The sequence below is a fragment of the Metabacillus sp. Hm71 genome (genome assembly GCF_051842955.2).
In the GTDB taxonomy this organism is placed as follows: Bacteria; Bacillota; Bacilli; order Bacillales; family Bacillaceae; genus Metabacillus.
The window spans coordinates 5,193,481-5,218,913 of record NZ_CM200278.1 but is presented as its reverse complement, the minus strand read 5'-3'; the positions used below and the strand labels follow the sequence as shown (position 1 = coordinate 5,218,913).

Here is a 25,433-nt window from a genome sequence, read left to right as displayed (position 1 = left end):
CGGGGGTACACACACATGTTTATGTTTGAAAAACCGCTTGGTATGGTTGATACATTACCAGCTTTATATGAAATAAAAAAGAAGACTCGGCAAGCAATGACAAATGTTATTGAACAATGGGGATTCCAGTTTATTGAAACACCGACACTTGAATACTATGAAACCGTTGGCGTTCAATCAGCGATTCTCGATCAGCAGCTTTTTAAATTATTAGATCAGCAAGGACATACATTGGTGCTAAGACCGGATATGACAGCACCGATTGCCCGTGTAGCTGCCTCTAAATTATATAATAATCTTTATCCATTACGTCTGGCATACTCGGCAAATGTCTTTCGCGCCCAGCAGCGTGAAGGAGGACGCCCTGCGGAGTTTGAGCAGGTCGGCGTGGAATTAATCGGGGACGGAACAACAAGCGCAGATGCAGAAGTGATTGCTTTAATGGTTGCTTCCTTAAAGAAAGCCGGACTTGAGAATTTTAAAATTGCAATCGGACATATTGGCTATGCGAATGCTTTGTTTAAAGAAGTATTAGGCAATCAGGAACGCGCTGATGTGCTAAGACGCTTCTTATATGAAAAAAATTATGTCGGCTATAAAGAGCATGTGAAGGGATTGCCGCTTTCATCGATTGATAAACAGCGCTTATTCACCTTGCTAACACTTCGCGGCGGCATCGATAAAGTAAGTGAAGCAAAGGATCTTATTTCATCTGAAGAGGCAAGTGATGCGCTTGAGGAAATCAGTCAGCTTTGGTCCACTCTTGAAGCGTTCAATGTCACGGATTATTTAAAGCTTGATTTAAATATTGTCAGTCATATGAGCTACTATACAGGCATTTTATTTGAGGTGTATGCAGATAATGTCGGCTTCCCAATTGGAAATGGCGGCAGATATGATCATCTCTTTGAAAAATTCAATCGGGCCGCACCTGCAACAGGCTTTGGCTTAAGACTTGACCGATTAATCGAAGCGCTAAAAACAACGGAAGAGCAAAAGCTGCAATGTGTGATCTATAGTCAGGAACGCCGTGCAGAAGCGATTGCCTATGCAGCAGAGCTCCGCGAGAGCAAGAAGCGGGTCGTGATGCAGGATATTAGCGGAATTAAAGATGTAGATGCCTTTACAAAGCAATTTATAGAGGTTGACTATTTTATCGGTTCAAGAAAGGAGGAGCTGTAGGTGACAAATGTATTAACCATTGCGATGCCAAAAGGGAGAATTTTTGAAGAAGCAGTCGAAATGCTTCGCAAAGCCGAATACCAGCTCCCGCCTGAATTTGACGAATCAAGAAAACTGATTATCGATGTGCCAAACGAAAACATCCGGTTTATTTTAGCAAAGCCAATGGATGTCGTGACCTATGTTGAGCATGGCGTGGCTGATGTCGGAATCGCCGGCAAGGATGTCATGCTTGAAGAAGAAGGCGATGTCTATGAGGTTCTGGATTTAAACATTAGTGAATGTTATTTAGCTGTTGCCGGACTGCCAAATGCAAAGCTTGATGATGTCGCTCCTAAAGTGGCAACAAAATATCCTAAGGTAGCTTCAAGCTATTTCCGTGAACAAGGGGAGCAGGTCGAAATCATTAAGTTGAATGGTTCAATTGAGCTCGCTCCATTAATTGGCTTAGCGGACCGGATTGTTGATATTGTCTCAACAGGAAGGACATTAAAGGAAAACGGGTTAGTCGAGCTTGAGCGGATTTGTAATATTACATCCCGTCTCATTGTCAATCCTGTCAGCTACCGAATGAAGGATGAGCAAATCGATGAGCTTGTTGAACGGTTATCGAAAGTAATTGGGGGGTAAAGGGATGAAAATTACTCGGATTACGGATGAAAAAGTATCATTAAGACGTACGATTGATACAGGGACAGAAGAACAGCGTAAGGTCGTGCAATCCATTATTTCGGCTGTTCGCGAACATGGAGACAAGGCGCTTTTTTCTTATACGGAAACCTTCGATAAAGTAGCCTTATCAAGCCTAAAGGTAACAGAAGATGAATTTATTAAAGCTTACAGTGAGCTTGATGAAGAATTAGTCGAGATTATCCGTGAAGCAGGGGCAAACATTCGCTCCTTCCATGAAAAGCAAAAACGGGAATCATGGATCAGCTACAACGATGAAGGGACAATGCTTGGGCAAAAAATTACGCCATTGGATGCGGTTGGTGTTTATGTACCGGGCGGAACCGCTGCCTACCCTTCATCCGTGCTCATGAACGTGATACCGGCACAGGTTGCGGGAGTAAAGCGGATTGTCCTAGTATCACCGCCAAATCAACAAGGCACACTGCCTGCAGGTGTATTAGTTGCGGCAAAGGAGTTGGGCATCACTGAGCTTTATAAAGTAGGCGGTGCGCAAGCCATAGCAGCCCTTGCTTATGGAACAGAAACGATTGCAGCGGTTGATAAAATCATGGGCCCAGGGAACATCTATGTGGCGTTGGCGAAACGCGAGGTATTCGGCATCGTTGATATTGACATGATTGCCGGACCTAGTGAAATTGTTGTGTTAAGTGATGAAACAGCACGGGCAAATGAAATTGCCGCAGACTTATTATCTCAAGCAGAGCATGATAAAAACTCATCAAGCATTCTTGTCACAACCTCAATGGAACAAGCAGAGGCAGTGAAAGCTGAGGTAGAAAAACAGGCAGCTGCCTTGCCGCGTAAGGAAATTGCCGAGGCATCCATTGAAACGTTCGGACATATTTATGTTGCAGAAAATCTGGAAACAGCGATTGCGGTGGTTAATGAACTGGCACCAGAGCATCTTGAAGTGCTAACTGAAAATCCGTTAGCGATCTTGAATGACTTGAAGCATGCAGGGGCGATTTTCCTTGGCCGCTATAGCTCTGAGCCTGTCGGCGATTATTTCGCAGGCCCTAACCATGTACTGCCGACAAATGGAACAGCACGCTTTTCAAGTCCGTTAAATGTTGATGATTTCGTGAAAAAATCAAGTATTATTTCATACAGTGAAAAAGCGTTTTATAACAATTATGCAAAAATCGCGAAGCTAGCGAGACTAGAGGGATTAGAAGCCCACGCCCGCGCGCTCGAGGCACGATTAAAATAAGGGGGAATTACGATGACAAGAACGGCATCAATTGAACGAAATACGAAAGAAACGCAAATTTCCTTAGCCTTTAATGTAGACGGCACAGGGCAGTCTTCACTGAAAACATCTGTCCCGTTCATGGATCATATGCTGGATCTTTTTACAAAGCACGGCCAATTTGATTTAACAATAGAAGCGAACGGCGATATTGAAATAGATGACCACCATACAACAGAGGACATCGGCATTTGTTTAGGTCAGGCCCTTCGTGAAGCATTAGGTGATAAGCGCGGGATTAAACGCTATGGCAATGCGTTTGTGCCAATGGATGAGGCGCTTGCCCAGGTTGTAGTTGATTTAAGCAACCGCCCGCATTTTGAATTAAAAGGGGATTTTCCAAGCAAGAGAGTCGGAACATTTGATACAGAAAATGTTCATGAGTTTTTATGGAAATTTGCCCTTGAAGCACGCATCAACCTTCATGTCATCATTCACTATGGACAAAACACACATCATATGATTGAGGGGATTTTTAAAGCATTGGCAAGAGCTTTAGATGAAGCGACAATGATTGATCCACGTATTGAGGGGGTTCTTCCTTCAACGAAAGGAATGTTATAAAATGATTGCCATTATCGATTATGGAATGGGAAATTTATATAGTGTCTCAAAAGCGCTTGAACGGATGAATGTAGATTACATTCTTTCACCTGACCAAGCTGAGCTGGAAAAAGCAGATGGCTACATTCTTCCGGGTGTTGGTGCGTTTAAAGATGCAATGTCGATTTTAAATGAAACAGGCTTAACAGATTTCATTCAGAAAGTCGTTGCTGACGGTAAGCCGCTGTTAGGCATCTGCCTTGGCATGCAGCTTCTTTTTGAAGAAAGCGAGGAAAACGGGCTTTCAAAGGGATTGTCCCTTTTACCAGGTAAGGTTGTCAGGATCCCTGAAACGGTTGGGGGAACAACGCTTAAGGTTCCGCATATGGGCTGGAATGAATTGCAGATACAAAACGACAGCCCGTTGCTTCAGAACTTGTCAGGCGGTCATGCCTATTTTGTTCACTCGTATTATGTTGACACAGAAGAGAAGGATGCGCTGTTGGCAACGGCAGACTATGGCGTTGATGTTCCCGCAGTTGTTGGAAAAGGCAATGTATTTGGCACACAATTTCATCCTGAAAAAAGCAGTGAGCTAGGGTTAGCCATTCTGAAAAATTATATTAAGCTCGTGGAGGGAGAAGGAAGATGAGCCAATTTATCATTTATCCTGCAATCGATATGCGGGGCGGCAAATGCGTACGCCTGCTTCAAGGCGATTATAATAAAGAGACGGTCTATGGCGATTCTCCTTTTGACATGGCCAAGCAATTCGATGACCAAGATGCCAGCTGGATCCATATGGTTGATTTAGATGGAGCGAAGGAAGGAAAGCTTATTAATCACCAGCATGTCATTGATGCGGCACAGAAGCTTTCCGCAAAGATTCAAATCGGCGGCGGCATTCGCACCGAGGAAGATGTAGAATTCTATTTATCAAATGGTGTAGATCGCGTTATTTTAGGAAGTGCAGCCATCTCCAATCCAGATTTCGTGAAAAAAATGCTCAGCAAATATGGGGAAAAGATTGCGATTGGCATTGATGCAAAGGATGGCTATGTGTCAACAGAGGGCTGGTTAAATACGTCCAATGTAAAAGCAACAGATCTTGGCAAAGAGCTTGCGAACGCTGGTGCTGAAGTATTTATTTTCACAGATATTGCGACAGATGGCATGCTGTCAGGCCCGAATGTCGAGGCAATCGTTGAAATGGCAAAGGCAACGAATAAGCAAGTGATTGCTTCCGGCGGTGTAAGCTCATTAAAGGATTTAGAAACACTTTCTGAATACGAATCGACAGGCGTATCAGGTGCGATTGTCGGCAAGGCGCTTTATACAAATCAATTTAGTCTGACTGAGGCATTGAAGGTAGGAAAACAATCATGATTACAAAGCGTATTATTCCATGCTTAGATGTAAAAGAAGGACGAGTGGTAAAAGGGATTCAATTCCTAGGATTAAGGGATGCCGGTGATCCGGTCGAATTGGCGAAATTTTATGATGAAGAGGGCGCAGATGAGCTTGTGTTTCTTGATATTTCCGCTTCACATGAGGGACGGAAGACAATGGTAGATGTGGTTGAGCAGGTTGCTGCCCAGCTTGCTATACCATTTACAGTCGGCGGCGGGATCAATTCACTTGAGGATATGAAACGAATTCTGCGCGCAGGGGCAGATAAAGTATCGTTAAATACGGCTGCCTTGCTGAATCCGGATTTGATCACGGAAGGGGCCAACTTTTTCGGTTCCCAATGTATTGTTGTGGCGATTGATGCAAAATATGATGAGCAATTAGGCAGCTGGCGCGTGTACACACATGGCGGCAGAAATGCGACAGAATGGGAAGTTGTACAATGGGCGCAGGAGGCAGTAAAGCGCGGTGCCGGTGAAATTCTGTTAACAAGCATGGACAGCGACGGAGAGAAAAACGGTTTTAATCTTGCGTTAAACAAAGCGGTAAGTGAAGCAGTATCTGTTCCTGTTATTGCCTCAGGCGGTGCAGGGAATGCTGAACACTTTTTGCATGCATTCCAAGAAGGAAAAGCAGATGCAGCGTTAGCAGCGTCGATTTTCCATTATAAAGAAACATCTGTAAAGGAAGTTAAAGCGTATTTAGAAAACCAGGGGGTGAATGTAAGATGATCGAATCGATTAAATTTGACCAAAACGGACTAGTTCCGGCAATCGTACAGGATGCGGCAAGCAAAGAAGTGCTAACATTAGCTTACATGAATGAGGAATCCTTAAAAAAGACATTGGAAACAAAGGAAACATGGTTTTACAGCCGTTCCCGACAAGAGCTGTGGCATAAAGGCGGCACATCAGGAAACATCCAAAAGGTCGTGGAAATGAGATACGATTGCGACCAGGATGCTATCTTGGTTCTCGTACAGCCAGCAGGCCCTGCCTGCCACACTGGGGCATATACATGCTTTAGTGAAACGATCGATAAACAGGAAGTCGTTGATGTAAAACAAGATCGCTTCCAAATTTTAAACACCCTTGAAAAACTCATTGCCGAACGTGAAAACGAGCTTCCTGAAGGTTCTTATACTACCTATTTGTTTACAGAAGGTGTCGATAAGATTTTGAAAAAGGTCGGCGAAGAAGCATCCGAGGTGATTATCGCCTCAAAAAATCGAGACCATGAGGAACTTAAATGGGAGGTTGCCGATTTACTGTTCCACTTGATGGTCCTATTAAGAGAGCAAAAGCTTCCGTTAGATGAAGTGTTGAAGGTTTTAGAGAAAAGACATGTTTCAAAAGAATAGTTATGATGAGAAAGTTTTTGAGCACATTACATTAAATCATACACTAGTTAGCAGTCCAATTCACCTATGAGTTGGACTGCATATTTTGTTGATTGACAGGTTTTTGAGGGGAGAATTAACCTAGGGTTTAAACTGGAGTTTTGTCCAATAAAGCCAATTCATTAGACATTTTCTAAAATGAATAAATCAAGATTAGTCCAATCGAGGCATTCTTTGAGACAAAATCAAAAATGAATAAATCGATTTTTGTCCATTTGAACTTTACTCAAATAAGTTTAAATCCGATAAACCCTGCTGTTCCCCACATGACGATTGCTGAAATCCTATTTAAAATGAATAAAAAACGCCCTGATTTATCCAGTTTTCCTGACATTCTCCCGACAATCCCCAGTCCTCCAAACCATACCCATGAAACAAGTATACAAGAAACAGCAAATGCCAACTTTTCGACTCCTAAATAGGTTAAGGAGCTTGTTCCGATGACACCAACTGTATCTAAAATAGCATGAGGATTTAATAAAGATACAGACATAGCAAAGACAATCTGCCTTTTGGCTGAAAATGAATCTTTTTCATCCTGTTGATCCATCATAGGTTTACTTCTCCATGTAACAAACCCCATATATAGTAAAAAACAAATACCTGAAGAGAGGAGGGCTGTTTTTAACCACACATATTCAAGAACAACCATAGAAACCCCTAAAACGGCTAAGGAAATTAGTAACGTATCACAAATGGATGCAGTAATGATAACTGGTAATGCTCTAGAAAATTGAGGTTGTGTAGCACCTTGATTAAACACCAACACATTTTGCACCCCTAAAGGCAGGATTAACCCGAGTGCTAAGATAAAACCATGAAGTATAGCTTCTAACATTTTTACGCCTCCAGTTTAATTATTACCTATATTTTATAGGAAAAAGGGAGGTAGGTCTCCAACCAATTGGTTGAGACTTTATCCAACCAATCGGATATAATTGAAAGAAAAAGTCAGGAGTTTTCTTTGTGCCAAAAGAATGGATGTTAAACAAGTCATCTTCTATACCATTGCATCAACAAATAGCGGAATATATGAAAAGGAAAATAATGAATGGTGAATGGTCTGTCGGAACCAGAATCCCTTCACAACGGGATCTAGCAAAAAAATTTCAAGTTAATCGCAGTACAATTGTTTATGCGATGGGAGAGCTGGCAGCGGACGGATTCATTGAATCAAAAGTTGGAAAAGGTACGATTGTTGTCAATAATACTTGGAGTTTACTCGCTTCTACTCCTCCGCCTGATTGGAACAGCTATGTGAAGGCAGGTTCTTATCAATCCAACATACAAATCATACAAGAAATCAATAGAGCTGAATCAAATCCCAACATCATACGCCTTGGTACAGGTGAGCTTTCTCCCGAACTATTGCCTTTTGAGAAAATGAAACAAATCTTCCAAAACGATTCTTCAAAGATGTTCACTTTAGGATATTCAGAACCGAAAGGGAACCTTTACTTAAGGGAAATGATAAGTGAATATATAAAATCTAAAGGAATTGATGTTTCGCCTTCTTCAATCTTGATTGTTTCAGGGGCTCTCCAGGCATTACAATTGATCTCTTTAGGTTTATTGCACCGTGGATCAACCATTTTCCTTGAATCTCCTTCCTATTTGAATTCAATTCATGTCTTTCAATCAGCAGGAATGAATTTATTTGGTATTCCTATGGATGATGAAGGAATCATAACGAATACAATTGGAAGGTTAAAAAAGCAGCATAACGGAGCTTTACTATATACTATCCCAGCTTTTCACAACCCAACAGGTATTTTAATGTCTTCGCAAAGACGTATGGAGTTATTAAATGTTTGTCAAATTGAAAGGCTGCCGATTATTGAGGATGATGTTTATGGTGATTTATGGTTTGAAAAGCCGCCGCCAATTCCATTAAAAGCAATGGATAACCAAGGTCTTGTATTATATGTAGGAAGCATGTCTAAAACCCTTGGTCCTGGGCTTAGAATTGGGTGGGTAATTGGTCCTGAACCTGTTATTGATCGTTTATCCGATATAAAAATGCAAACAGACTATGGGGCAAGTTCTCTATCTCAGTATGCTGTTTCGGAATATCTATCATCTGGTTTATACGATCAACATCTTAAAAAGATTAGAGGAGAATTAAAATATCGAAGAGACTTTACTGTCGCTATCTTACATAAATACTTTAAAGATATAGGAACCTGGAATAAACCAGATGGTGGTTTTTATATATGGCTTTCGATAAACAAACAAATTTCAATGCGAGGTTTGTTTGAAAAAGCATTAAAAGCAGGCATTTTGCTTAACCCGGGAAATGTTTACGATCGAAATGATCAACAACATCTCCGCCTATCTTATTCATATGCTTCCCCCCGACAAATAGAAAATGGGCTGATTAGACTGGCAGAAATCATTCAAGATCTCACTTCTTAGTTAGTAAAAAGGACCATCAGATTTACTGAAAGCACTTTTTAATGTTTAAGTCCTTGGTAGAGATGAAGTGTTAGACATCTTTGAGTTAGTCCTCGGGAAAACAAGGATATATTTTGACAACCATCTTTTTTAAATAAAGAGAGCTTTTTCTTAGAGGGAGACAAGCTAAGGGGGAGTTCGATCCATGCAGACCTTAGCTTGTCTTATATACTACTTGTCCTGTTTCTGAAACATCATAATCTCCTAAAGATTGAATTTCTTCCTTTACAGAAGCAGTACGTAATATACCTTCTACGATTTCAATGATTTCCTGATTTTGTTGATTATGGATCATCACTAAGTCATATCTTTCGGTAATTAAAGGGATAAAATCAAGACCTACCATTTTTGCAACCTTTTCAATTCCAATTCCTACATCTGCTTTTCCAGAAACGATAGAAGACGCGACACTTAAATGACTTGTTTCTGCATTTTCATACCCTAAAATTTCCGAATGAGATATGTTATTGATTCTTAACTGTTCTTCAAGCAGTATTCTTGCTCCTGAACCTATTTCACGGTTCATTAAGCGAATATTCTTCTTTTTTAAATCATTCCACGTAGTTAGATTTTGCGGATTTCCTCTTTGTACCATGAAACCTGCTTTTCGCGACACTAAATTTATTATAGTATATTGAAAACCAATTAATATCTTTCTAACAAAAGGAACATTATACTCTCCTGTATCACCATCAAACATATGTAAACTTACAATATCACACTCTCCTCTATACATCGCAAGGAGACTGTTTAAACTTCCCTCATAAGTCCTTAAGGCCTTAAAATTCCCTTTCTTTTCTATATGTTTCCCGAGTATGTCTAATACCATATCTTGGCCGCTTATTAATACATGTTGTTTGTTTTCTTTTTGCTGTTTTTGTTTATTATTAGTAGAAGAAGGGTGTAGTCCGGTAGTATGCTCTGCTTGTTTTCCGCTTATAAATGAATCTAAATCTTTTGCATTGACTCTCATTTGTCTGCCGACTTTAAATGAAGGAATTTTCCCTTTTTTTATCAAGTCATAGACAGTTAATTTAGATACTTTTAATAAGTTAGCTACTTCTTCTACGGTATATGAAATTTCATTGGTCATAATAAACCTCCTTTTGATTTATTGTAACGATAACCACTTGATAAGAAAACAAGGATTAAAAGTATGTGAAAAAATCTGACAATAATATATTATAATTAGTTATAATTAATTATATTTAGTTATATCTAATTATATTATAAAGAGGGATTTTAATGAAAAGATTATTACCTATATTAATCTTGCTGATATATGTAACCGGCTGTAACGCTGCAGGACAAGTAACAGAAGAAGCACAAGAAAATAGGCATGAGCATACAGAAATAACGGTATCAGCAGCAGCGAGTTTAACCGATGCTTTAAATGAAATTAAAACGACTTTTGAAGAGGAGCATCCAGACATTGAAGTTACCTATAACTTTGGGAGCTCTGGAACACTGCAACAACAGATTATGCAGGGGGCACCAGCAGATCTTTTTTTCTCAGCTGCAGAGGATAAGTTTGATGAACTGGTGAATAAAGGTTACATTGACCAAGAAAATGGGGTTGATTTAGTTGGAAATAAAATTGTGCTGGTAACTCCTAAAAAAAGTAAAAACGGTATTGAGGAATTTAGTGATTTAAATGATAAAGCGCAAAAAATAGCGATCGGGACCCCAAAAACAGTACCAGCTGGAAAATATGCAAAAGAAATGCTGGAAAACATAGGTGAGTGGGAAGGTGTTAAAAACAAGATGGTCTATGCTAAAGATGTAAGACAAGTTTTGACATATGTAGAAACAGGAAATGTAGATGCTGGTATTGTGTATAATACCGATGCACTCATTTCTTCTAAAATAAATGTTTTAGCAGCAGCTGAAGAAGGTACACACACACCAATTATTTATCCATTAGGCATAATTAATGAGAGTAAAAAACTAGAAGAAGCAAAAGCTTTCTTTGACTATATGCAATCAGATAAAGCTTTAACCATTCTAGAGGAATACGGATTTTCCAATCTCTTAAAATGACATTTCATGATATTTTTTGGTCTCCAGTTCAACTTTCATTAGAAATTGCTTCTTTCTCACTCTTAATTGTATTAATAGTTGGTGTACTAACTGCAAGAATAATGGCAAATAGAACTTTTAAAGGAAAATCGATTATAGATACCGTTCTGCTTTTACCATTAGTTTTACCTCCATCAGTGGTGGGATTTTTATTAATTGTGATATTTGGTAAGCAATCATTTTTAGGTCAATTGATTGAAGCTCTATTTAATCAACCTCTTATCTTTACATTTTGGGCTGCTGTTATCTCTGCGGTTGTTGTTGCTTTTCCACTAATGTATCAGTCAGCAATAACTGGATTTGAAACGATCGATAGAGAAATTGAAGATGCTTCAAGAGTTGATGGGGCTAACGAGATGAAGGTTTTTATGTTTATTTCTCTTCCATTAGCTTCAAAGGCAATTATAACTGGAACTATTTTAAGCTTCGCACGGGGACTTGGCGAATTTGGAGCTACTCTCATGTTTGCAGGAAATATACCTGGGGTAACACAAACGATACCGACTGCCATCTATTTAGCTATGGACTCGGGAAATATGACTTTAGCTTGGTCTTGGGTAATTGTCATTTTAATCATCTCTTTTATGATGCTATTATTAATGAATGTTATCAAAAAACGTTATTAAACAAGCAGGTGCTAAAGAGAGAATTACAGCTCTCTTTTTCTTTTGATCTTGAGACGATAAGTGGAATAAGCTTCTCCGAATAAAACCTCTTAATTCCTGATTTTCGATTATATTGATTAAATCCACAAAAGAGTTTGAAATACGTTTTGAGTAATGGTTTTAGATGAGTAATGGTTATAATAATTGGTATGAATTGTATGTTGAAAGATAAAATATGATACATATTGGAGTAAAGCAGATGAGATATGAAGAAAAGAAACCACCAGTTGAATTAGATCCGTATATCAAATGCTTTTGGTATTTAGATAGGGAATATAGTGAATACGATCAAGGTGAAGTGCTTTGGCCAGATGGATGCTATGAAATCATTTTTCATTTTGGTTCTAGGTACAAAATTCATAATCAATCAATGGATACCTCATTTTTAATAGGGTCATTGACTCATTATCATCGATTAACTGCGAACGGTAACATTCGTTTATTTGGTGTTCGTCTAAAACCCTGGGGATTAAAGTTTTTGCTTGATGCGGATTTAAAAGAACTTAGGGACAAATTTGTGCCTCTTAGCACTCTATTTAATAAAAGTAAGATTGAAACGATAGAGAACGAATTAAGGGATCTTGAATTAGGGGAAGGGATGAATCTTCTTCAAGAGTTTTTGTTGGAATCATTCAATCAAGGCCATGATTTGGATAAAGAATTTATTCAGATTTTGACTGAACTGTATGAATCCCCTGTCCAACGGAACATACAAACTTTTGTTTCGATGAGTAACTATTCTCAAAGACAATTTGAAAGAAAAGTAATTGAGTTAACAGGGCTTACTCCGAAAAAGTTAAGCAAAGTAGCAAGGTTTAATCAAGTTCGGCTAAAAATGTTTTTTAATCCCGCAATAGACCTTTATGATTGTATGGAAGAGTTCGGTTACTATGACTATGCTCATTTTTCAAAAGACTTTAAAGAATGTATAGGTCTTACTCCTAATGAATATAAAAACTGGATGCTGGAAAAAAGGAGCCGGGGACAAAATGCGCAAAAGAATGTCGTTTTTTTACAAGATGAATAAAAACGGTTTTGCTACGATAAAAATCGAAAATATTGAAGGAGGAACATCTGATGATTACGAATATAGGAACTGTGGCAGTATACGTTGAAGATCAACAAAAAGCAAAGGAATTTTGGGTGAACAAAGCAGGCTTTGAGGTTATTGCCGAGCATCCAATGGGGCCAGAAGCAATGTGGCTTGAAGTCGCTCCTCAAAATGCCCAATCTCGTTTAGTGATTTATCCAAAGGCCATGATGAAAGGCTTTGAAAATATGAGAGCATCCATTGTATTTGAATGTGATCATGTTTTAGAGACATATGAAAAGATGAAAGCAAATGGAGTAGAATTTAAGGAAGAGCCAAAAGAAATGCAATGGGGAACTTTTGCACAATTCAGTGATGAAGACGGTAACGAATTTATTATTAAAGGATAGACAAAAGACAGGCGAGTTCTAATATGAACTGAACCCTATAAATAAACAAATTAAATAAAAGAAGAAACTGCTTTTTTATGCAGCGATTTGATGACTTCGGTAAACTGATATTCTCCCCTTATAGTAAAAAGCAAGATGCTTTACTGTTTACTATAAGGGGATTTTTTTATAGGGGAATTAGAAAAACCTATACTTTAGATATTGAAATAAAAGTAGATAAATTTATATTTTAATAAGGTTTTTGGAGCTAAATCTATTGGACAAGAGTATACAGAATTTGTTAATCACTATAACTATAAAAGAGAAGGAATTGAGGGGTTAAAAGAAAAATGGGAAAAAGCTAAGGATGTAAATAAAGGAAGACTAGAAAAATTTCATTCTAAAATAGCTTTAACAACTTGGATTTTAAACTCAGATGTAAACTGAATTGTTCGATCTGAAACTGAAGAGACATTTGGGGTGAGTCTAAAACTCTTCATTCATGATCATTAAAAATAATCTTACTCATAAATTACCTCCCCGTTTCTAATGGATAAATTCTCGTATAAGAACGGGTTTTGGGTTATAAAACCACAAAAATCCCGAATAGAAACACTTTTTTAACGTGTCTATATTTAGGGGTCATTTCATGGTGCTACCGGCTCTCCTTTGCTTTAGTCTTTGTCCGTAAACGGAGATAAAATTATCCCTTTATAAGTAGCTGATAAAGAAAAACTTTAGTGGATAAAGCGTCTTATTTTATAAAAATGCAAAAAATTCGAATAGAGAATTCACTGAAGAGGATCTAAAGTATGAATTTATGGCCAATAATAATTATAACGAGAGGTTAAAGGCGGTCCATTACGGATTGCCATTTTTTATTTAAGAGATTTTTAAGAGATAACCGATAAAATGAAAGCACAATTAAATATATTTAGGGGGAGAAGAGGATGAATAATACCTGTAAAAAAAATCAATTAGATGAGGAATGGATCTCTTTAATTATTGAAGCAAAGAAATTAGGAATGAGTATAGAGGAAATTAGGGCCTTTTTTCAATCCAATAATAAAATGTGGAAAGATATATGACCCTCTGGTAATAGTTATCCTAATAGTAATGACTGATAAAGTGTTGTGAGACGGCCTCTGGGTTCAAGTCCTAGATCTTCTGAAAGCAATATCTTATACTCATTATATATTTTCATTGCTTCAACATGGTTTCCTTTTTGAATAAGAAGATGCATAGTGCGCTCTATATTTCGATCTAAGTATGGTGATAGCTTTCTTTGGATTTGTAAATAATGTAATGCTTTATAAAAGTTAGTGTCACTATAATAATCTATTACTTTTTCTAAAAGTATAATAACATCATTTTCAATTTTTTGTGCGACTTCATTTGCCCATTCATAGTTGTTCCATTCCATAAAAGAACCAGAATATTGTTTAAGTGCTTCCTCGACCTGAAGTATGTTTGATTTGTTAACCATTTCTATAGTTTTAACAGTCTCATTGAACAAAGTAAAATCACAATAAAACGAATCCATTGAAAAAATATAACTCTGATTTGAAAAAGTAATACAGTTTGGATAGCCAATTGTACTCAAAAATTTGCGCAAATGGGATAGGCAAGTATGGAGATTGATTTTTGCCTTTTTGCTGTCATGATTAGGCCATAGGCTATCGATAATACGGTCACGAGGAATGTATGTATTCATATAGGTTACAAAATAGGCGAATAACTCCTTTACTTTTGCCGTTTTAAAATGCAGCAGTTCTCCATCTTTTAATACCTGGAATTCATGAAAGCAATGAATAGATATTGACGGTTTCCCTATATTACTGTCAACTTTCTTGTCAATGATCGTTTCAGATAATCGTTGGATGGTTTTAGCTAATCGATTGGGCATAACCGGTTTTAATAAATAATCAATTGAATTTAGTTCAAACGCTTTTATTGCATGTTCAGCATATGCAGTGACAAAAACAATTTGAATTGAAGGAGATAAAGAATAAAGAATTTCTGCAAAGTCTAAGCCGTTTCCATCAGCCATTTCAATATCTAAAAATACCACATCAACGGGATGCTTCTGAATATCCTCAAGAATACTAGTTTTATCTGTATACGTATTAACAATATGAATCATAGGATACGCTTGTAGTAAATTAGTTAAATAATTTAGTGCCAGGATTTCATCATCAACTAATATGGCCTTAATCATTCTTTACCTCCTTTAGTTTCTATCAATCTATCATTATTCCTTAATCTTTTCGGATAAAAAATGTAACTTTTGTTCCTTGGTCTACTTTACTTTGAATAGTTAATCCTTGCCTGTATATTTGCTTCAGGCGACGATTTACATTCATAAGCCCTATTCCTCTTTTTTGTTCAGTCTTTTCAAATGTAAACAGATTATGTTGTTTCTCTGGACTTATCCCTTTACCATCATCACAAATTTCAACTTTTAAATCATTGCCTTCTTCGGATAGTTTTATCGAAATAGTCCCCCCTTCTGGCTTCGATAAAATCCCATGTTTAACAGCATTTTCGACAAGCGGCTGAATGGTTAAAGGCGGAATCATCCATTCACCACTGTAATGAAGCTCCCAATTAACTGTAAGACGCTTATTAAACCTTACCTTTTCAATATATAAATAGGATTGGACAAGCGAGAGCTCCTGCGATAATGGAACAAGAGGTTCAGCATTATTAAAATCAAAGCTTAAGCGTAAATAATTGCTGAATTCATTGAGTAACATAAGCATTTTAGATGAATCAGTAACCACTAATGCAGCAATTGAATTTAGTGTATTAAAGAGAAAATGCGGCTGAATTTGTGATTGCAGCCAAGCACTTTCCATTCTTAATCGTTCCATTATCGAATGCTTTAGGTCGATCACAACGCCAATCCGCACCCTTAATTCCAGTGTATCGATTGGTTTTACAAGATAATCGTTTGCTCCTGCAAGAAACCCTGTATAAACTTCTTCAGGGTTATTGTGAGCTGTTAGTAATAAGACTGGGAGTTCAGAAATAGAAAAATGCTTTCGAATCTTTCTTGTTAATTCGTAGCCTGACATGGTTGGCATCATCACATCGGCAATAATGAGATCCCAACCTTCATCCAAGCGATTTAAAACTTCTTCAGCGCTTGTGACGGTTTCAATTGAATACTCTTCTGCTGAGAGAATGTTTTTTAAGACATGAAGATTCATTGGATCATCATCAACAGCCAAAATTTTTGGTTTGATAGAACCATGTTCATTCCTTGCAGACAGTTGTGCTTCAGACACTGCTAACTCTTGGCAGACAATGTCTTCTTGGCTGATGGTTGGAGCAGGACTATTTTCTGCATGTATTCTCTCTTCATCATGTACGAGCGGCAAGGTAAAGGTGAACACAGAGCCTTTTGAAGGGTTGGATGTAACGGTTAGGGTTCCTCCATTCATCGTGACTAACTTTTGGCAAATACTCAGTCCTAACCCCAGCCCGCCTGGGTCATCGGAACGCTCCTTTGCTCCTTTCTCATACGGAAGAAAAACCCGCTTTTGTGTTTCTTCATCCATTCCGATGCCAGAATCCTTTATATGGATGACTGCCTGTTTGTTTTTCACCTTGGCTTCAACAGCGATCACACCATTCTCTGTATATTTCACCGAATTATTCAGCAAATTGAACATAATTTGTCTGAGATGGGTCTCATCCGCATAAACATACGGAAAATCGTTAGGGATATCTAGCTGAAAGTGAAGATTTTTCGAGTCCATCAATATTCTTTGAACATTAACAACAGTTGTGATGGCAGGAAGAAGGGCAACTGGTTGTTTATGTAAGCTGATTTTGTTTTGCTCCATTTTCGTCACATTAATTAAATCGTTTACTAAATAGGACATCCGCCGACCTATGATCATGAGCAGCTCAAGGTTTTGTTTGCTTTGAAGAGTAAGTCTGCCCCCATCTCGATCCGTGATGCTTTGAGCCATATTGATCATTCCGTGCAAGGGATTACGAAGCTCGAGGGATGTATTAACTAAAAATTGATCCTTTGTCGCATACTCCTTTTGCAGCTTTTCCACGAGCTCGCTATTTTCGTCATTTGCGCGAAAGAAGCGAATGAACCAAAAAGTAGAAAATGTCAAAAATGCAAGGGTCAAATCAACTGGATAAAAGCTTGGATCAATCATGCTAATCATCCCTAAGTTCAATGCATGTATTCTTCCGGCAAAAGATGACCATAGGATGCTTGAAGCCACGCTAATAGCAGCTAACAGTAAAAAGAGGGAATCTTTCTCTTTTTTTATAATTACTTGAGCCACAAGTAAAATAATCGCAGTAAAAGGAATGGCTAGAACAAAAAGAAGCAATATGGACCATCCTCGTATCAGTGTGGTAGGAGCCAAAGCAATAAACAGCCCATATAACCAGCAAAATCCAGAAATCCATCGCACCATATGATTTCGTTTATCATTAGTAAATAGGTATCTTACAAACAATAAGAAGAAAAGGGAGAGCCCTGTATATGTCAGGTACGCAAGCTTAACAAATAGCTCATAATTTAATGGTATCCATTGAAGAATGAGGCGATCGTCACTAACCAAAACGGATAGAGAGGAAAGTAACACGGCCACCATAAAATACAAAAGCTCGATTTTTTTCGGACGAATAAAATAAAGAATACACGCATAGATTCCGTGGATTATCATGATGGCAGCCACCATAAGCTGCATGGCCAATGATGTCAAATGTTCTCTCGTAATAGCACTTTCTGTTCCGAAGCGAATCGATTTTAATAACCCGCCATCATAGATTTCATCACTAGAAGAAACAGCAATGACCAGATGAATCCATCCAGTTTTATCAGGCTTCACCGTTAAAATAGATGGAACAAGGGAGGACATTGTGTTACTATAAGCAGTTCGTTGTTCGATCTTATCTCCGTTTGCGTAGAGAATAAATGAGTCTGCAATTCGGTGAACTTTTAACCTGTACTCTTCTTTATCGTCTTGTACATGGATCCGCAACTCATAAGTGCCTACTTGCTCTTTTTCGTTTGCTAAAGTGGAAAGCTCCTTCCACCCGCGCGGTACTTGAATGATGTTTTGTTCTGCCACAGCTGCTAGATCTTTAGGTGAAGCAAATACATTTGGATAAAATGTCCACTCCCCATCAAGAGCAACGGTAGATTTATCAGATAATGGTAACTGAGATAAGTCAATGATTCCTTTCTCAACAAACGGTTGATTGAGTGGTAAATGGTTGATAAACCAAACGAATCGGAGGCTTGTAAGAAGGATAATAAAAAAAATAATGATTGCAAGTATTTTTCGAAAAGACATTTGTTTTCTCCCTGATGTTTGATTACTAGTTAAATATATTCTTATTTAATAAGTTGCCAGAAAAGGAAATTATTTGCAACACTCAATGCTTAATACCTAGAAAAGTTCATATTAAAGTAGGTAATATCAGACAAAAGAATGCCAGGCTTCTGTTTTTAGATGAAAAGACTGTTCAAGCAGAAGAAAATAAAAGCGGATATGAAATGACAATGGAGGATATGACCGATAATTGATATTTTGGGTTATAAAAAATGCCATCAGATTGTTCTGAAGGCACTTTTTAAAAGAAATATAAAACATTTTCATTTATAGTAGAAGATCTCTACTCATTGCTCATGACATGCAGATAAAAGCTCAAGTCATTTTCCAGGTGTTTTTTCATTAAGATTTCAGCCTTTTCCCCGTCTCTTGACTTTATGGCTTCATAAATTTCCTCATGTTCATCAATTAGATGCGGTCGATTATAAATCACAACCGTTTTTCGAAATAGGTAAATAATCGCCTGCATCCTGTCAATGATATCAATCATCACCGGATTATTGCTCGCTTTCACAATATCATTATGAAAGCTTTCATTGGCGGACATGATTTCTTCTTTATTCCCTTTTCTGCCAATCTCAACATATTCGTACAGTTTTTCAATATCGTTATCTTTTAAAAAGGTTGCAGCACATCTAGCAGAGTACCCTTCTAACAGGATCCGGACACTAAACATATTTCGTAAATCCTTCTCCGTAGGTTTAACCACTCTCTTTTTAACAATAAGTCCTTCATTTTCTAATTTTCGTATTGATTCTCTTACAGGTGTTCTGCTAAAGCCAAGTTCAGCAGCGATTTTTTCTTCCACTATTTTGGTACCACCTGAAATCTCACCATTCAAGATTTTATCACGGAGAATTTCATAACACTGATGATACGCAGGCCGTGAGCTATTACTTTCAAGCACTAATTTTTCACCCCAGTATTTATTTCCTATTAATATCCATAGTACCAAATTATTTTTAAAAATCATACTGGATTAAACAGACATAACAGCAAAAAGTATACTGTTTAAATTAAATTGTATACAAAAGATAATAAAATTGTATACAAAAATAATTTCATAGTATACAATAAAAACGTAAACATTGATGTAAGCGATTGCTATTGAACAATTTATTTTACTTTACAATATGACCGAGTGATTAATTCGGTATAAACCATCATTCACATAGGGGGAATTCAGCATGACAAAAAAAATAGGCTTTATCGGACTAGGCATAATGGGAAAACCTATGGCTTTAAATTTGATTAAGGCAGGACATTCGTTAACAGTTCATGATCTTAATCAAGATGCAGTACAAACATTATTGAAAGCGGGTGCAACTGCAGCTGGTTCAGCGAGGGAAGCTGCAGAAAAAAGTGAAGTCATTTTCACCATGCTTCCAGCGTCTAAACATGTAAAAGCTGTTGTATTAGGTGACAATGGAATTTTAGCAGGAGCAAAAGAAGGCTCCATTATTGTTGATATGAGTTCCATTACACCTGATGTTTCAAAGGAACTAGCGGCAGAAGCAGCAAAAAGAGGCGTTGGCTTTTTAGATGCACCAGTAAGCGGCGGTGAACCAAAAGCAATTGACGGGACATTAGCCATCATGGTTGGCGGGAAGGAAGAAATATTTGAAGCTGCCAAACCTGTTCTAATGGACATGGGAAAAGATGTGACATTAGTTGGAGACAGCGGATGCGGGGTTACGGCAAAGCTGGCTAACCAAATCATTGTAAACCTTAACATTGCTGCGATGTCTGAAGCACTAGTATTAGCAGCTAAAGCTGGAATTGACATTGAAAAAATGTATCAAGCGATTAGAAGCGGATTAGCAGGCAGTGCGGTACTCGATGCAAAGGTTCCATTAATTATGGAAAGAAATTTTGAACCAGGCGGTACGATTGCCATCAATATGAAGGATATGACAAATGTAATGGATACCGCTCATGAAATTGGTGTACCTCTTCCATTATCAAGTCATCTATTAGAAATCTTTCATGCCTTAAAGGTTGATGGCAAGCTAATGGATGACCACGGCGGTATCGTTCAGTATTATGAAAAGCTTGCAAACGTAGAAGTAAGGGGTGGTTCTAATCAATGAGTACAAATAAAAGATTAGTAGAAGAAGTGTTTAACAGAATACCAGCTGTTGATACAGCCACCGTGAATGAAATGATAGAGAAGGAACTTAAAAACTTGAATAAAAAAATTATCGTTCTTGATGATGATCCAACTGGAGTTCAAACCGTTCATGGGATTTCCGTTTTTACAGATTGGACGTTGAACAGCATCGAAGAAGGATTTAAAGATGAAAATGCCATGTTCTTTGTTTTAACTAACTCACGCGGATTTACAGCTGCAGAAACAGATCAAGTACATCAAGAAATAGCAGCTAATATTGTCCAAGCAGCAAAGAAGTTCAATCGTGAATTTATCATTATTAGCCGCGGCGACTCTACATTAAGAGGCCATTATCCGCTAGAAACTAAGGTATTAAAGGAAACGGTTGAAGCAAATTCTGATAGTAAGTTTGACGGTGAAGTCATCCTGCCATTTTTTAAAGAAGGAGGACGCTTCACAATTGATAATATCCACTTTGTTCAATATGATGAACAGTTAGTCCCAGCAGGCGAAACTGAATTTGCAAAAGACCGTACGTTTGGTTATACAAAATCACATCTGGGTGAATGGGCAGAAGAAAAATCTCAAGGTGAATACAAAGCTGAGGATATGACGTATATTTCCCTTGAAAGTCTGCGTTCTCTTGATATTGAAACGATTGAACAGCAACTGTTGAATGTTGAAGATTTTAATAAGGTCATTGTCAATGCAGTGGATTATGCTGATGTAAAAATTTTTACTACTGCTTTAATTCGATCAATCAATAAAGGAAAAAACTTCATGTTTAGAAGTGCAGCCGCACTAACGAAAGTGATTGGAGGCGTTAGTGACAAGCCTTTACTTTCCCGCGAGGAATTGATGAGTGATGAGACAACAAATGGCGGCCTCGTTATTATTGGTTCACATGTCAAAAAAACAACAGAACAGTTTGAAGAACTGAAAAAAGCGGATAAAGTTAAGTTTATTGAATTCAATGTTCACCTTGTGTTAGAACCTGAAAAATTTGAAAAAGAACTTGATCGAGTTGTAGAAACAACGAATCAGCTGATCTCGAACGGGAAAAATGTCGCCGTTTATACAAAACGGGAAAGACTTGATCTTGGTGAGGGCAAAAAAGAAGAGGAATTAAAGCTATCTGTAAAAATATCCGATGCTGTAACAAGCATCGTGAAAAGATTAGAAGCAAGACCTTCCTTCATCATTGCTAAAGGCGGCATCACATCAAGTGATATTGGAACAAAAGGTCTTGAAGTTAAAAGAGCAACGGTAGCAGGACAAATTAGACCTGGAATTCCAGTTTGGACGACAGGCAGTGAAAGCAAGTTCCCTGGGATTTCTTATGTTATCTTCCCAGGAAACGTAGGGACAAAGACTGATCTAAGAGAAGTTGTTGAACAGTTAAGCAACTAATAAGAAAACTTAGACCTTTGTAAGACTATCCTCGAGGTGTTAGTGTCCAAGCCTCTGGGAGCTAGATTAGAAAACGAGACAATATTTCTAAAAAGGTTGATTTAAGTAAGGAGTCTGCACATTCAGCACAGAATTTTAGGACAGCAAGAATAAAGGATTAATGTAGACTCCTTATAGTGGTGAACCTCTTTTATTATTCAAATAGGAGGAATAAAAAATGCCGATTATTTCAGTTACGATAGGGGTAGCTCTGTTATTACTATTAATGATGACGTTTAAATTAAACGCTTTTGTAGCATTACTTCTTGTTTCCCTCGTTGTAGGAGTTCTGGAAGGAATGACTCCGATAGAGGCAATAGAATCAATTGAAGCCGGATTGGGAGGAACACTTGGACATCTTACGATGATTATTATCTTTGGGGGTATACTCGGTAAGTTAATGACCGATTCTGGTGGTGCACAGCGAATTGCGACAACCATGATTAACGCATTCGGAGAAAAGAAAATTCAACTTGCTGCTGTCATAACTGCGGCTGTAGTTGGAATCGCCTTATTCTTTGAAACAGGGGTTGTTGTTCTTATCCCGTTAGTGTTTACAATTGCAACAGCAGCAGGAGTGCCTGTCCTTTATATTGGGATGCCGGTTATTGCTGCACTGATTACAATGCATGGATTTGTCCCCCCACACCCAGGACCAACTGCAATAGCAAACGTGTTTGGGGCAAATATTGGCTTAACGTTAATTCTGGGAATAATCATTGCAATCCCTGCTTTTATTCTTGCAGGTCCGGTTTATGTCAAATTCTTTAAGAAAGAATCACTAGAAATCGAGATTCCAAAAGGATTATTTAACCCTAAGGAATTTAAAGAAGAAGAACTTCCTAGCTTTGGGGTTAGTATTTTCACAGCACTCTTACCTGTTATTCTCATTGCTTTACAAGCATGTGTACAAATTTTTGCTCCAAATTCAGCGATTGCACCGGTGACGGACTTTATCGGAAATGCGAATATTGCACTATTCATTTCAGTTCTTGTTGCTTTCTTTACATTTGGTCTAAACTTAGGCAAAAAAATGCCGGAAATTATGCAATCTCTTACTGATTCTGTCAGCGGTATTGCGATGATCTTATTAATTATTGCTGCAGGCGGAGCATTCAAACAAGTCCTTGTAGACAGCCATATTGATAAATATATTTCTGATACGATGGCTGGCTCTACTCTTTCTCCGTTGCTTTTAACTTGGCTAATTGCAGCCATTCTTAGGGTAGCAGTAGGTTCTGCAACAGTAGCAGGTATGACTGCAGCAGGAATTGCCGCACCTCTTGTCGCTGCAACTGGGGCTAGCCCGGAATTGATGGTATTAGCTGCAGGTGCTGGAAGCGTTACCTTCTCACACGTAAATGATGCAGGCTTCTGGATTTATAAAGAATACTTTAACCTTTCTATTGGGCAGACAATTAAAACTTGGTCTGTTATGGTAACCATAATTTCTTTAGTTGGACTTGCTGGTGTCTTAATCTTAGATATGTTCATGTAAGGTGAGATACTTGTAGTGTTTCATTAAGCATAGTAAGTTTTGAATATAAAAGGATGAAACGTCTTAAACCATTGTCGATAATGGATTTAAGACGTTTTTTTTAAAAGTTTAAGTATAACAATCAAATAAATAATTTACTTAACAGTTAAATGGTATAATTTAGGAAAGTAGTTAGGGGTGAAGGTATGGGTTTCTTTATCGTCATAATTTTATTAGTATATTTGTTTGATTTTACAAAATTAAGAAATCAAAATCGAACAATCATTGAGCAAAATGATAAGATTATATCTTTATTGGAAGAGATTAAAAATAAATAATAGCAGTTTTGAAAAGTAAATTTAATAGTCATTAAGCAAGACAAGGAAGCAGCGGGACAGGTGAGACCTATGCTGCGTTTACGCATGGAATGCTCACAGCCCGCCCCGCGGAAAGCAGGGTGATATCTAACTTTCATTGTTATTCTTTATTTGCATGTCTTCCCAAGGTTCAAATGAAAATGGAATACCGACCATTTTAGCCGTTAACTCGTCGTAAGATACTAAATCTTTTTTTGACAGCTCTTTTAATGAGCGTTTTCCCATTGCTCTTAATGCCATTTTTATTTCTTCAGTACTTGATGTTAAGAATTTCTCTGCTGCTTTAACGCCCTCCTCGATCTTAAATTTATCCTTAAATTTTCCTTCATTCCAAACAACTTGTGTAGGTGGTTCAAAAGGTAGTGCTTTGAGAGTTTGGGTATGTGAAACGGTAAATAAGATGGCTGAACCTACACATACAGCATCTGCACCAAGTGCAAGTACTTTTAAAAAGTGCCCAGGTACTAATAGCCCTCCTGAGACAATTAAACTAATCTCCTCCTTCATCTTTCTCTTTTCTAGATGATTAACAGCCCGGACAACCGCATGTAAGGTCGGAATACCCATATCATCAGATAAAATAGGCGCCGCACCTAGTGTGGCTGCTTGTCCCCCGTCAATCGTAATAAAATCTACGCCTAGGGATATTATATGATCAAGATCTTCTTCAATCTTTCCTCCTGCCCCTATTTTTACACCAATAGGAACACCGCCAGTAAAACCTCGAAGCTCCTCAACAAGTGACTTTAGATCTTCTAATGTTTGATTTTTAATGAAATTATCATAAATCACGGCATCCTCATTTTCCTTAAGTCCCATCACTTCCCGTGCACGACCTGTTAAATTTTTAGGTGAAATTCTTCCGCCAACCCCGAATAGTGCACCTTGCCCTAATTTAATTTCAATCATGTCTGCACGTTTAATAAGAGCTTCTTCCTTTGACCAATCTGTTTTAGCAAACTGTAAAATATATTTTCCTGCTTTGTCCAATTCTTCAGGTAAAACTCCGCCTTCACCAGAATTAATTGCCGTTCCTGCATTTTTAGCTGCTTCCACCAAAGAAATTCTCACTTCCTCGCTTAGCGCGATTCCATAGGCCATGCCGCTGATCATAATGGGAATTTTTATTTTCATTGGTTTTTTTGCTTTTGGTCCGATTGTTACCTTCACATCCACATCTTCGTCACCGTCAATAGGAAATGGTGTTGTTTGTGCAGGGATAAACGTAATTGGATCCAAATGTGGCCACTTTTTTGATGATCCAAGCGGGCGATGAAGAATGTCGCCTGATTCGGCACGTAAGCTGTTTTCTAGCATATTTTGAATGCCCATATGCCGTAATCCTGGTAGTAACTCAATAAGATTTTCTTGATAACTATCGGTTAGGATGATTTTTCCTATTTGTTTCACCATTCGTTTCATGATCCAACGCCAACCAACAAGTACGAATAAAATGATAACTAATAATATTGAGATCACAGCAATAGACACATAAAATAAAAAGTACGTCATCATCATTTCTCCACTATTGTATATATTAACAAGCTATTTGCCA

Annotated in this window: 23 protein-coding genes; 17 read left to right on the top strand and 6 right to left on the bottom strand. The window is 37.9% G+C overall.

Annotated features, from left to right (window positions below; all coding sequences use genetic code 11):
- Positions 1-15: 15 nt before the first annotated feature.
- The 8 genes from ACSVDH_RS25705 to hisIE are packed head-to-tail and all read left to right on the top strand — an operon-like array spanning position 16 to position 6,437.
- Positions 16-1,182 (top strand): ATP phosphoribosyltransferase regulatory subunit, encoded by a 1,167-nt coding sequence (locus ACSVDH_RS25705; protein WP_439252600.1) that lies wholly within the window; start codon positions 16-18, stop codon positions 1,180-1,182.
- A complete protein-coding gene (gene hisG / locus ACSVDH_RS25700) occupies positions 1,183-1,812 on the top strand; it encodes an ATP phosphoribosyltransferase (RefSeq protein WP_439252601.1) in 630 nt (209 codons plus the stop codon).
- Positions 1,813-1,816: 4 nt separating this feature from the next.
- Positions 1,817-3,085 (top strand): histidinol dehydrogenase, encoded by a 1,269-nt coding sequence (gene hisD / locus ACSVDH_RS25695; protein WP_439252602.1) that lies wholly within the window; start codon positions 1,817-1,819, stop codon positions 3,083-3,085.
- 12 nt (positions 3,086-3,097) lie between these two features.
- On the top strand, positions 3,098-3,688 hold the full coding sequence (hisB, locus tag ACSVDH_RS25690; protein ID WP_439252603.1) for an imidazoleglycerol-phosphate dehydratase HisB: 591 nt from the start codon (positions 3,098-3,100) through the stop codon (positions 3,686-3,688).
- Position 3,689: 1 nt separating this feature from the next.
- Positions 3,690-4,319 (top strand): imidazole glycerol phosphate synthase subunit HisH, encoded by a 630-nt coding sequence (hisH, locus tag ACSVDH_RS25685; RefSeq protein WP_439252604.1) that lies wholly within the window; start codon positions 3,690-3,692, stop codon positions 4,317-4,319.
- Positions 4,316-5,053 carry a 1-(5-phosphoribosyl)-5-[(5-phosphoribosylamino)methylideneamino]imidazole-4-carboxamide isomerase gene (gene hisA / locus ACSVDH_RS25680; protein WP_439252605.1) on the top strand — a complete coding sequence of 246 codons (738 nt, stop codon included), beginning with the start codon at positions 4,316-4,318 and terminating at the stop codon, positions 5,051-5,053. Before hisH ends, hisA begins: the two co-directional genes overlap by 4 nt.
- Entirely contained in the window at positions 5,050-5,808 is a 759-nt protein-coding gene (gene hisF / locus ACSVDH_RS25675; RefSeq protein ID WP_439252606.1) for an imidazole glycerol phosphate synthase subunit HisF, read from the top strand. Before hisA ends, hisF begins: the two co-directional genes overlap by 4 nt.
- Positions 5,805-6,437, top strand: a complete 633-nt coding sequence (gene hisIE, locus ACSVDH_RS25670; protein ID WP_439252607.1) for a bifunctional phosphoribosyl-AMP cyclohydrolase/phosphoribosyl-ATP diphosphatase HisIE — start codon at positions 5,805-5,807, stop codon at positions 6,435-6,437. Before hisF ends, hisIE begins: the two co-directional genes overlap by 4 nt.
- Before the next feature lie 265 nt (positions 6,438-6,702).
- Here hisIE and ACSVDH_RS25665 read toward each other — a convergent pair whose 3' ends face one another.
- Positions 6,703-7,314 carry a LysE/ArgO family amino acid transporter gene (locus ACSVDH_RS25665; RefSeq protein ID WP_439252609.1) on the bottom strand — a complete coding sequence of 204 codons (612 nt, stop codon included), beginning with the start codon at positions 7,312-7,314 and terminating at the stop codon, positions 6,703-6,705.
- Between the two features lie 128 nt (positions 7,315-7,442).
- Here ACSVDH_RS25665 and pdxR point away from each other — a divergent pair, with 128 nt between their 5' ends.
- A complete protein-coding gene (gene pdxR / locus ACSVDH_RS25660) occupies positions 7,443-8,891 on the top strand; it encodes a MocR-like pyridoxine biosynthesis transcription factor PdxR (protein ID WP_439252610.1) in 1,449 nt (482 codons plus the stop codon).
- A gap of 193 nt (positions 8,892-9,084) precedes the next feature.
- Here pdxR and ACSVDH_RS25655 read toward each other — a convergent pair whose 3' ends face one another.
- Complete coding sequence (locus tag ACSVDH_RS25655) at positions 9,085-10,023, bottom strand: helix-turn-helix transcriptional regulator (RefSeq protein ID WP_439252611.1); 939 nt, start codon at positions 10,021-10,023, stop codon at positions 9,085-9,087.
- 152 nt (positions 10,024-10,175) lie between these two features.
- Here ACSVDH_RS25655 and modA point away from each other — a divergent pair, with 152 nt between their 5' ends.
- From modA to ACSVDH_RS25630, 5 genes are all read left to right on the top strand, one after another.
- The gene (modA, locus tag ACSVDH_RS25650; RefSeq protein WP_439252612.1) at positions 10,176-10,970 is read left to right on the top strand and encodes a molybdate ABC transporter substrate-binding protein; all 795 of its coding nucleotides are present in this window, start codon (positions 10,176-10,178) and stop codon (positions 10,968-10,970) included.
- On the top strand, positions 10,967-11,635 hold the full coding sequence (gene modB, locus ACSVDH_RS25645; protein WP_439252613.1) for a molybdate ABC transporter permease subunit: 669 nt from the start codon (positions 10,967-10,969) through the stop codon (positions 11,633-11,635). Before modA ends, modB begins: the two co-directional genes overlap by 4 nt.
- Before the next feature lie 238 nt (positions 11,636-11,873).
- Positions 11,874-12,701 carry an AraC family transcriptional regulator gene (locus ACSVDH_RS25640; protein WP_439252614.1) on the top strand — a complete coding sequence of 276 codons (828 nt, stop codon included), beginning with the start codon at positions 11,874-11,876 and terminating at the stop codon, positions 12,699-12,701.
- 50 nt (positions 12,702-12,751) lie between these two features.
- Positions 12,752-13,114 carry a VOC family protein gene (locus ACSVDH_RS25635; protein WP_439252615.1) on the top strand — a complete coding sequence of 121 codons (363 nt, stop codon included), beginning with the start codon at positions 12,752-12,754 and terminating at the stop codon, positions 13,112-13,114.
- A 929-nt stretch (positions 13,115-14,043) separates the two neighbouring features.
- Positions 14,044-14,181: an anti-repressor SinI family protein gene (locus ACSVDH_RS25630; RefSeq protein ID WP_439252616.1), complete on the top strand. Its 138-nt coding sequence runs from the start codon at positions 14,044-14,046 to the stop codon at positions 14,179-14,181.
- A gap of 14 nt (positions 14,182-14,195) precedes the next feature.
- On the opposite strand, the gene ACSVDH_RS25625 is transcribed toward ACSVDH_RS25630, so the two are convergent.
- From ACSVDH_RS25625 to ACSVDH_RS25615, 3 genes are all read right to left on the bottom strand, one after another.
- Positions 14,196-15,311, bottom strand: coding sequence for a response regulator (locus ACSVDH_RS25625; protein WP_439252617.1), 1,116 nt, complete (start codon positions 15,309-15,311; stop codon positions 14,196-14,198).
- 40 nt (positions 15,312-15,351) lie between these two features.
- Positions 15,352-18,426 carry a hybrid sensor histidine kinase/response regulator gene (locus ACSVDH_RS25620; RefSeq protein WP_439252618.1) on the bottom strand — a complete coding sequence of 1,025 codons (3,075 nt, stop codon included), beginning with the start codon at positions 18,424-18,426 and terminating at the stop codon, positions 15,352-15,354.
- Positions 18,427-18,748: 322 nt separating this feature from the next.
- Positions 18,749-19,438, bottom strand: a complete 690-nt coding sequence (locus tag ACSVDH_RS25615; protein ID WP_518617443.1) for an FCD domain-containing protein — start codon at positions 19,436-19,438, stop codon at positions 18,749-18,751.
- Positions 19,439-19,652: 214 nt separating this feature from the next.
- Between ACSVDH_RS25615 and garR the strand changes: the two genes are divergently transcribed.
- From garR to ACSVDH_RS25600, 3 genes are all read left to right on the top strand, one after another.
- Positions 19,653-20,555 (top strand): 2-hydroxy-3-oxopropionate reductase, encoded by a 903-nt coding sequence (garR, locus tag ACSVDH_RS25610; protein WP_439252620.1) that lies wholly within the window; start codon positions 19,653-19,655, stop codon positions 20,553-20,555.
- Positions 20,552-21,985, top strand: coding sequence for a four-carbon acid sugar kinase family protein (locus ACSVDH_RS25605; protein WP_439252621.1), 1,434 nt, complete (start codon positions 20,552-20,554; stop codon positions 21,983-21,985). The genes garR and ACSVDH_RS25605 overlap by 4 nt, the downstream gene beginning before the upstream one ends.
- Positions 21,986-22,202: 217 nt before the next feature.
- A complete protein-coding gene (locus tag ACSVDH_RS25600; protein ID WP_439252623.1) occupies positions 22,203-23,522 on the top strand; it encodes a gluconate:H+ symporter in 1,320 nt (439 codons plus the stop codon).
- Positions 23,523-23,965: 443 nt separating this feature from the next.
- On the opposite strand, the gene ACSVDH_RS25595 is transcribed toward ACSVDH_RS25600, so the two are convergent.
- Positions 23,966-25,390, bottom strand: coding sequence for an FMN-binding glutamate synthase family protein (locus ACSVDH_RS25595; protein ID WP_439252624.1), 1,425 nt, complete (start codon positions 25,388-25,390; stop codon positions 23,966-23,968).
- Positions 25,391-25,433: the final 43 nt, after the last annotated feature.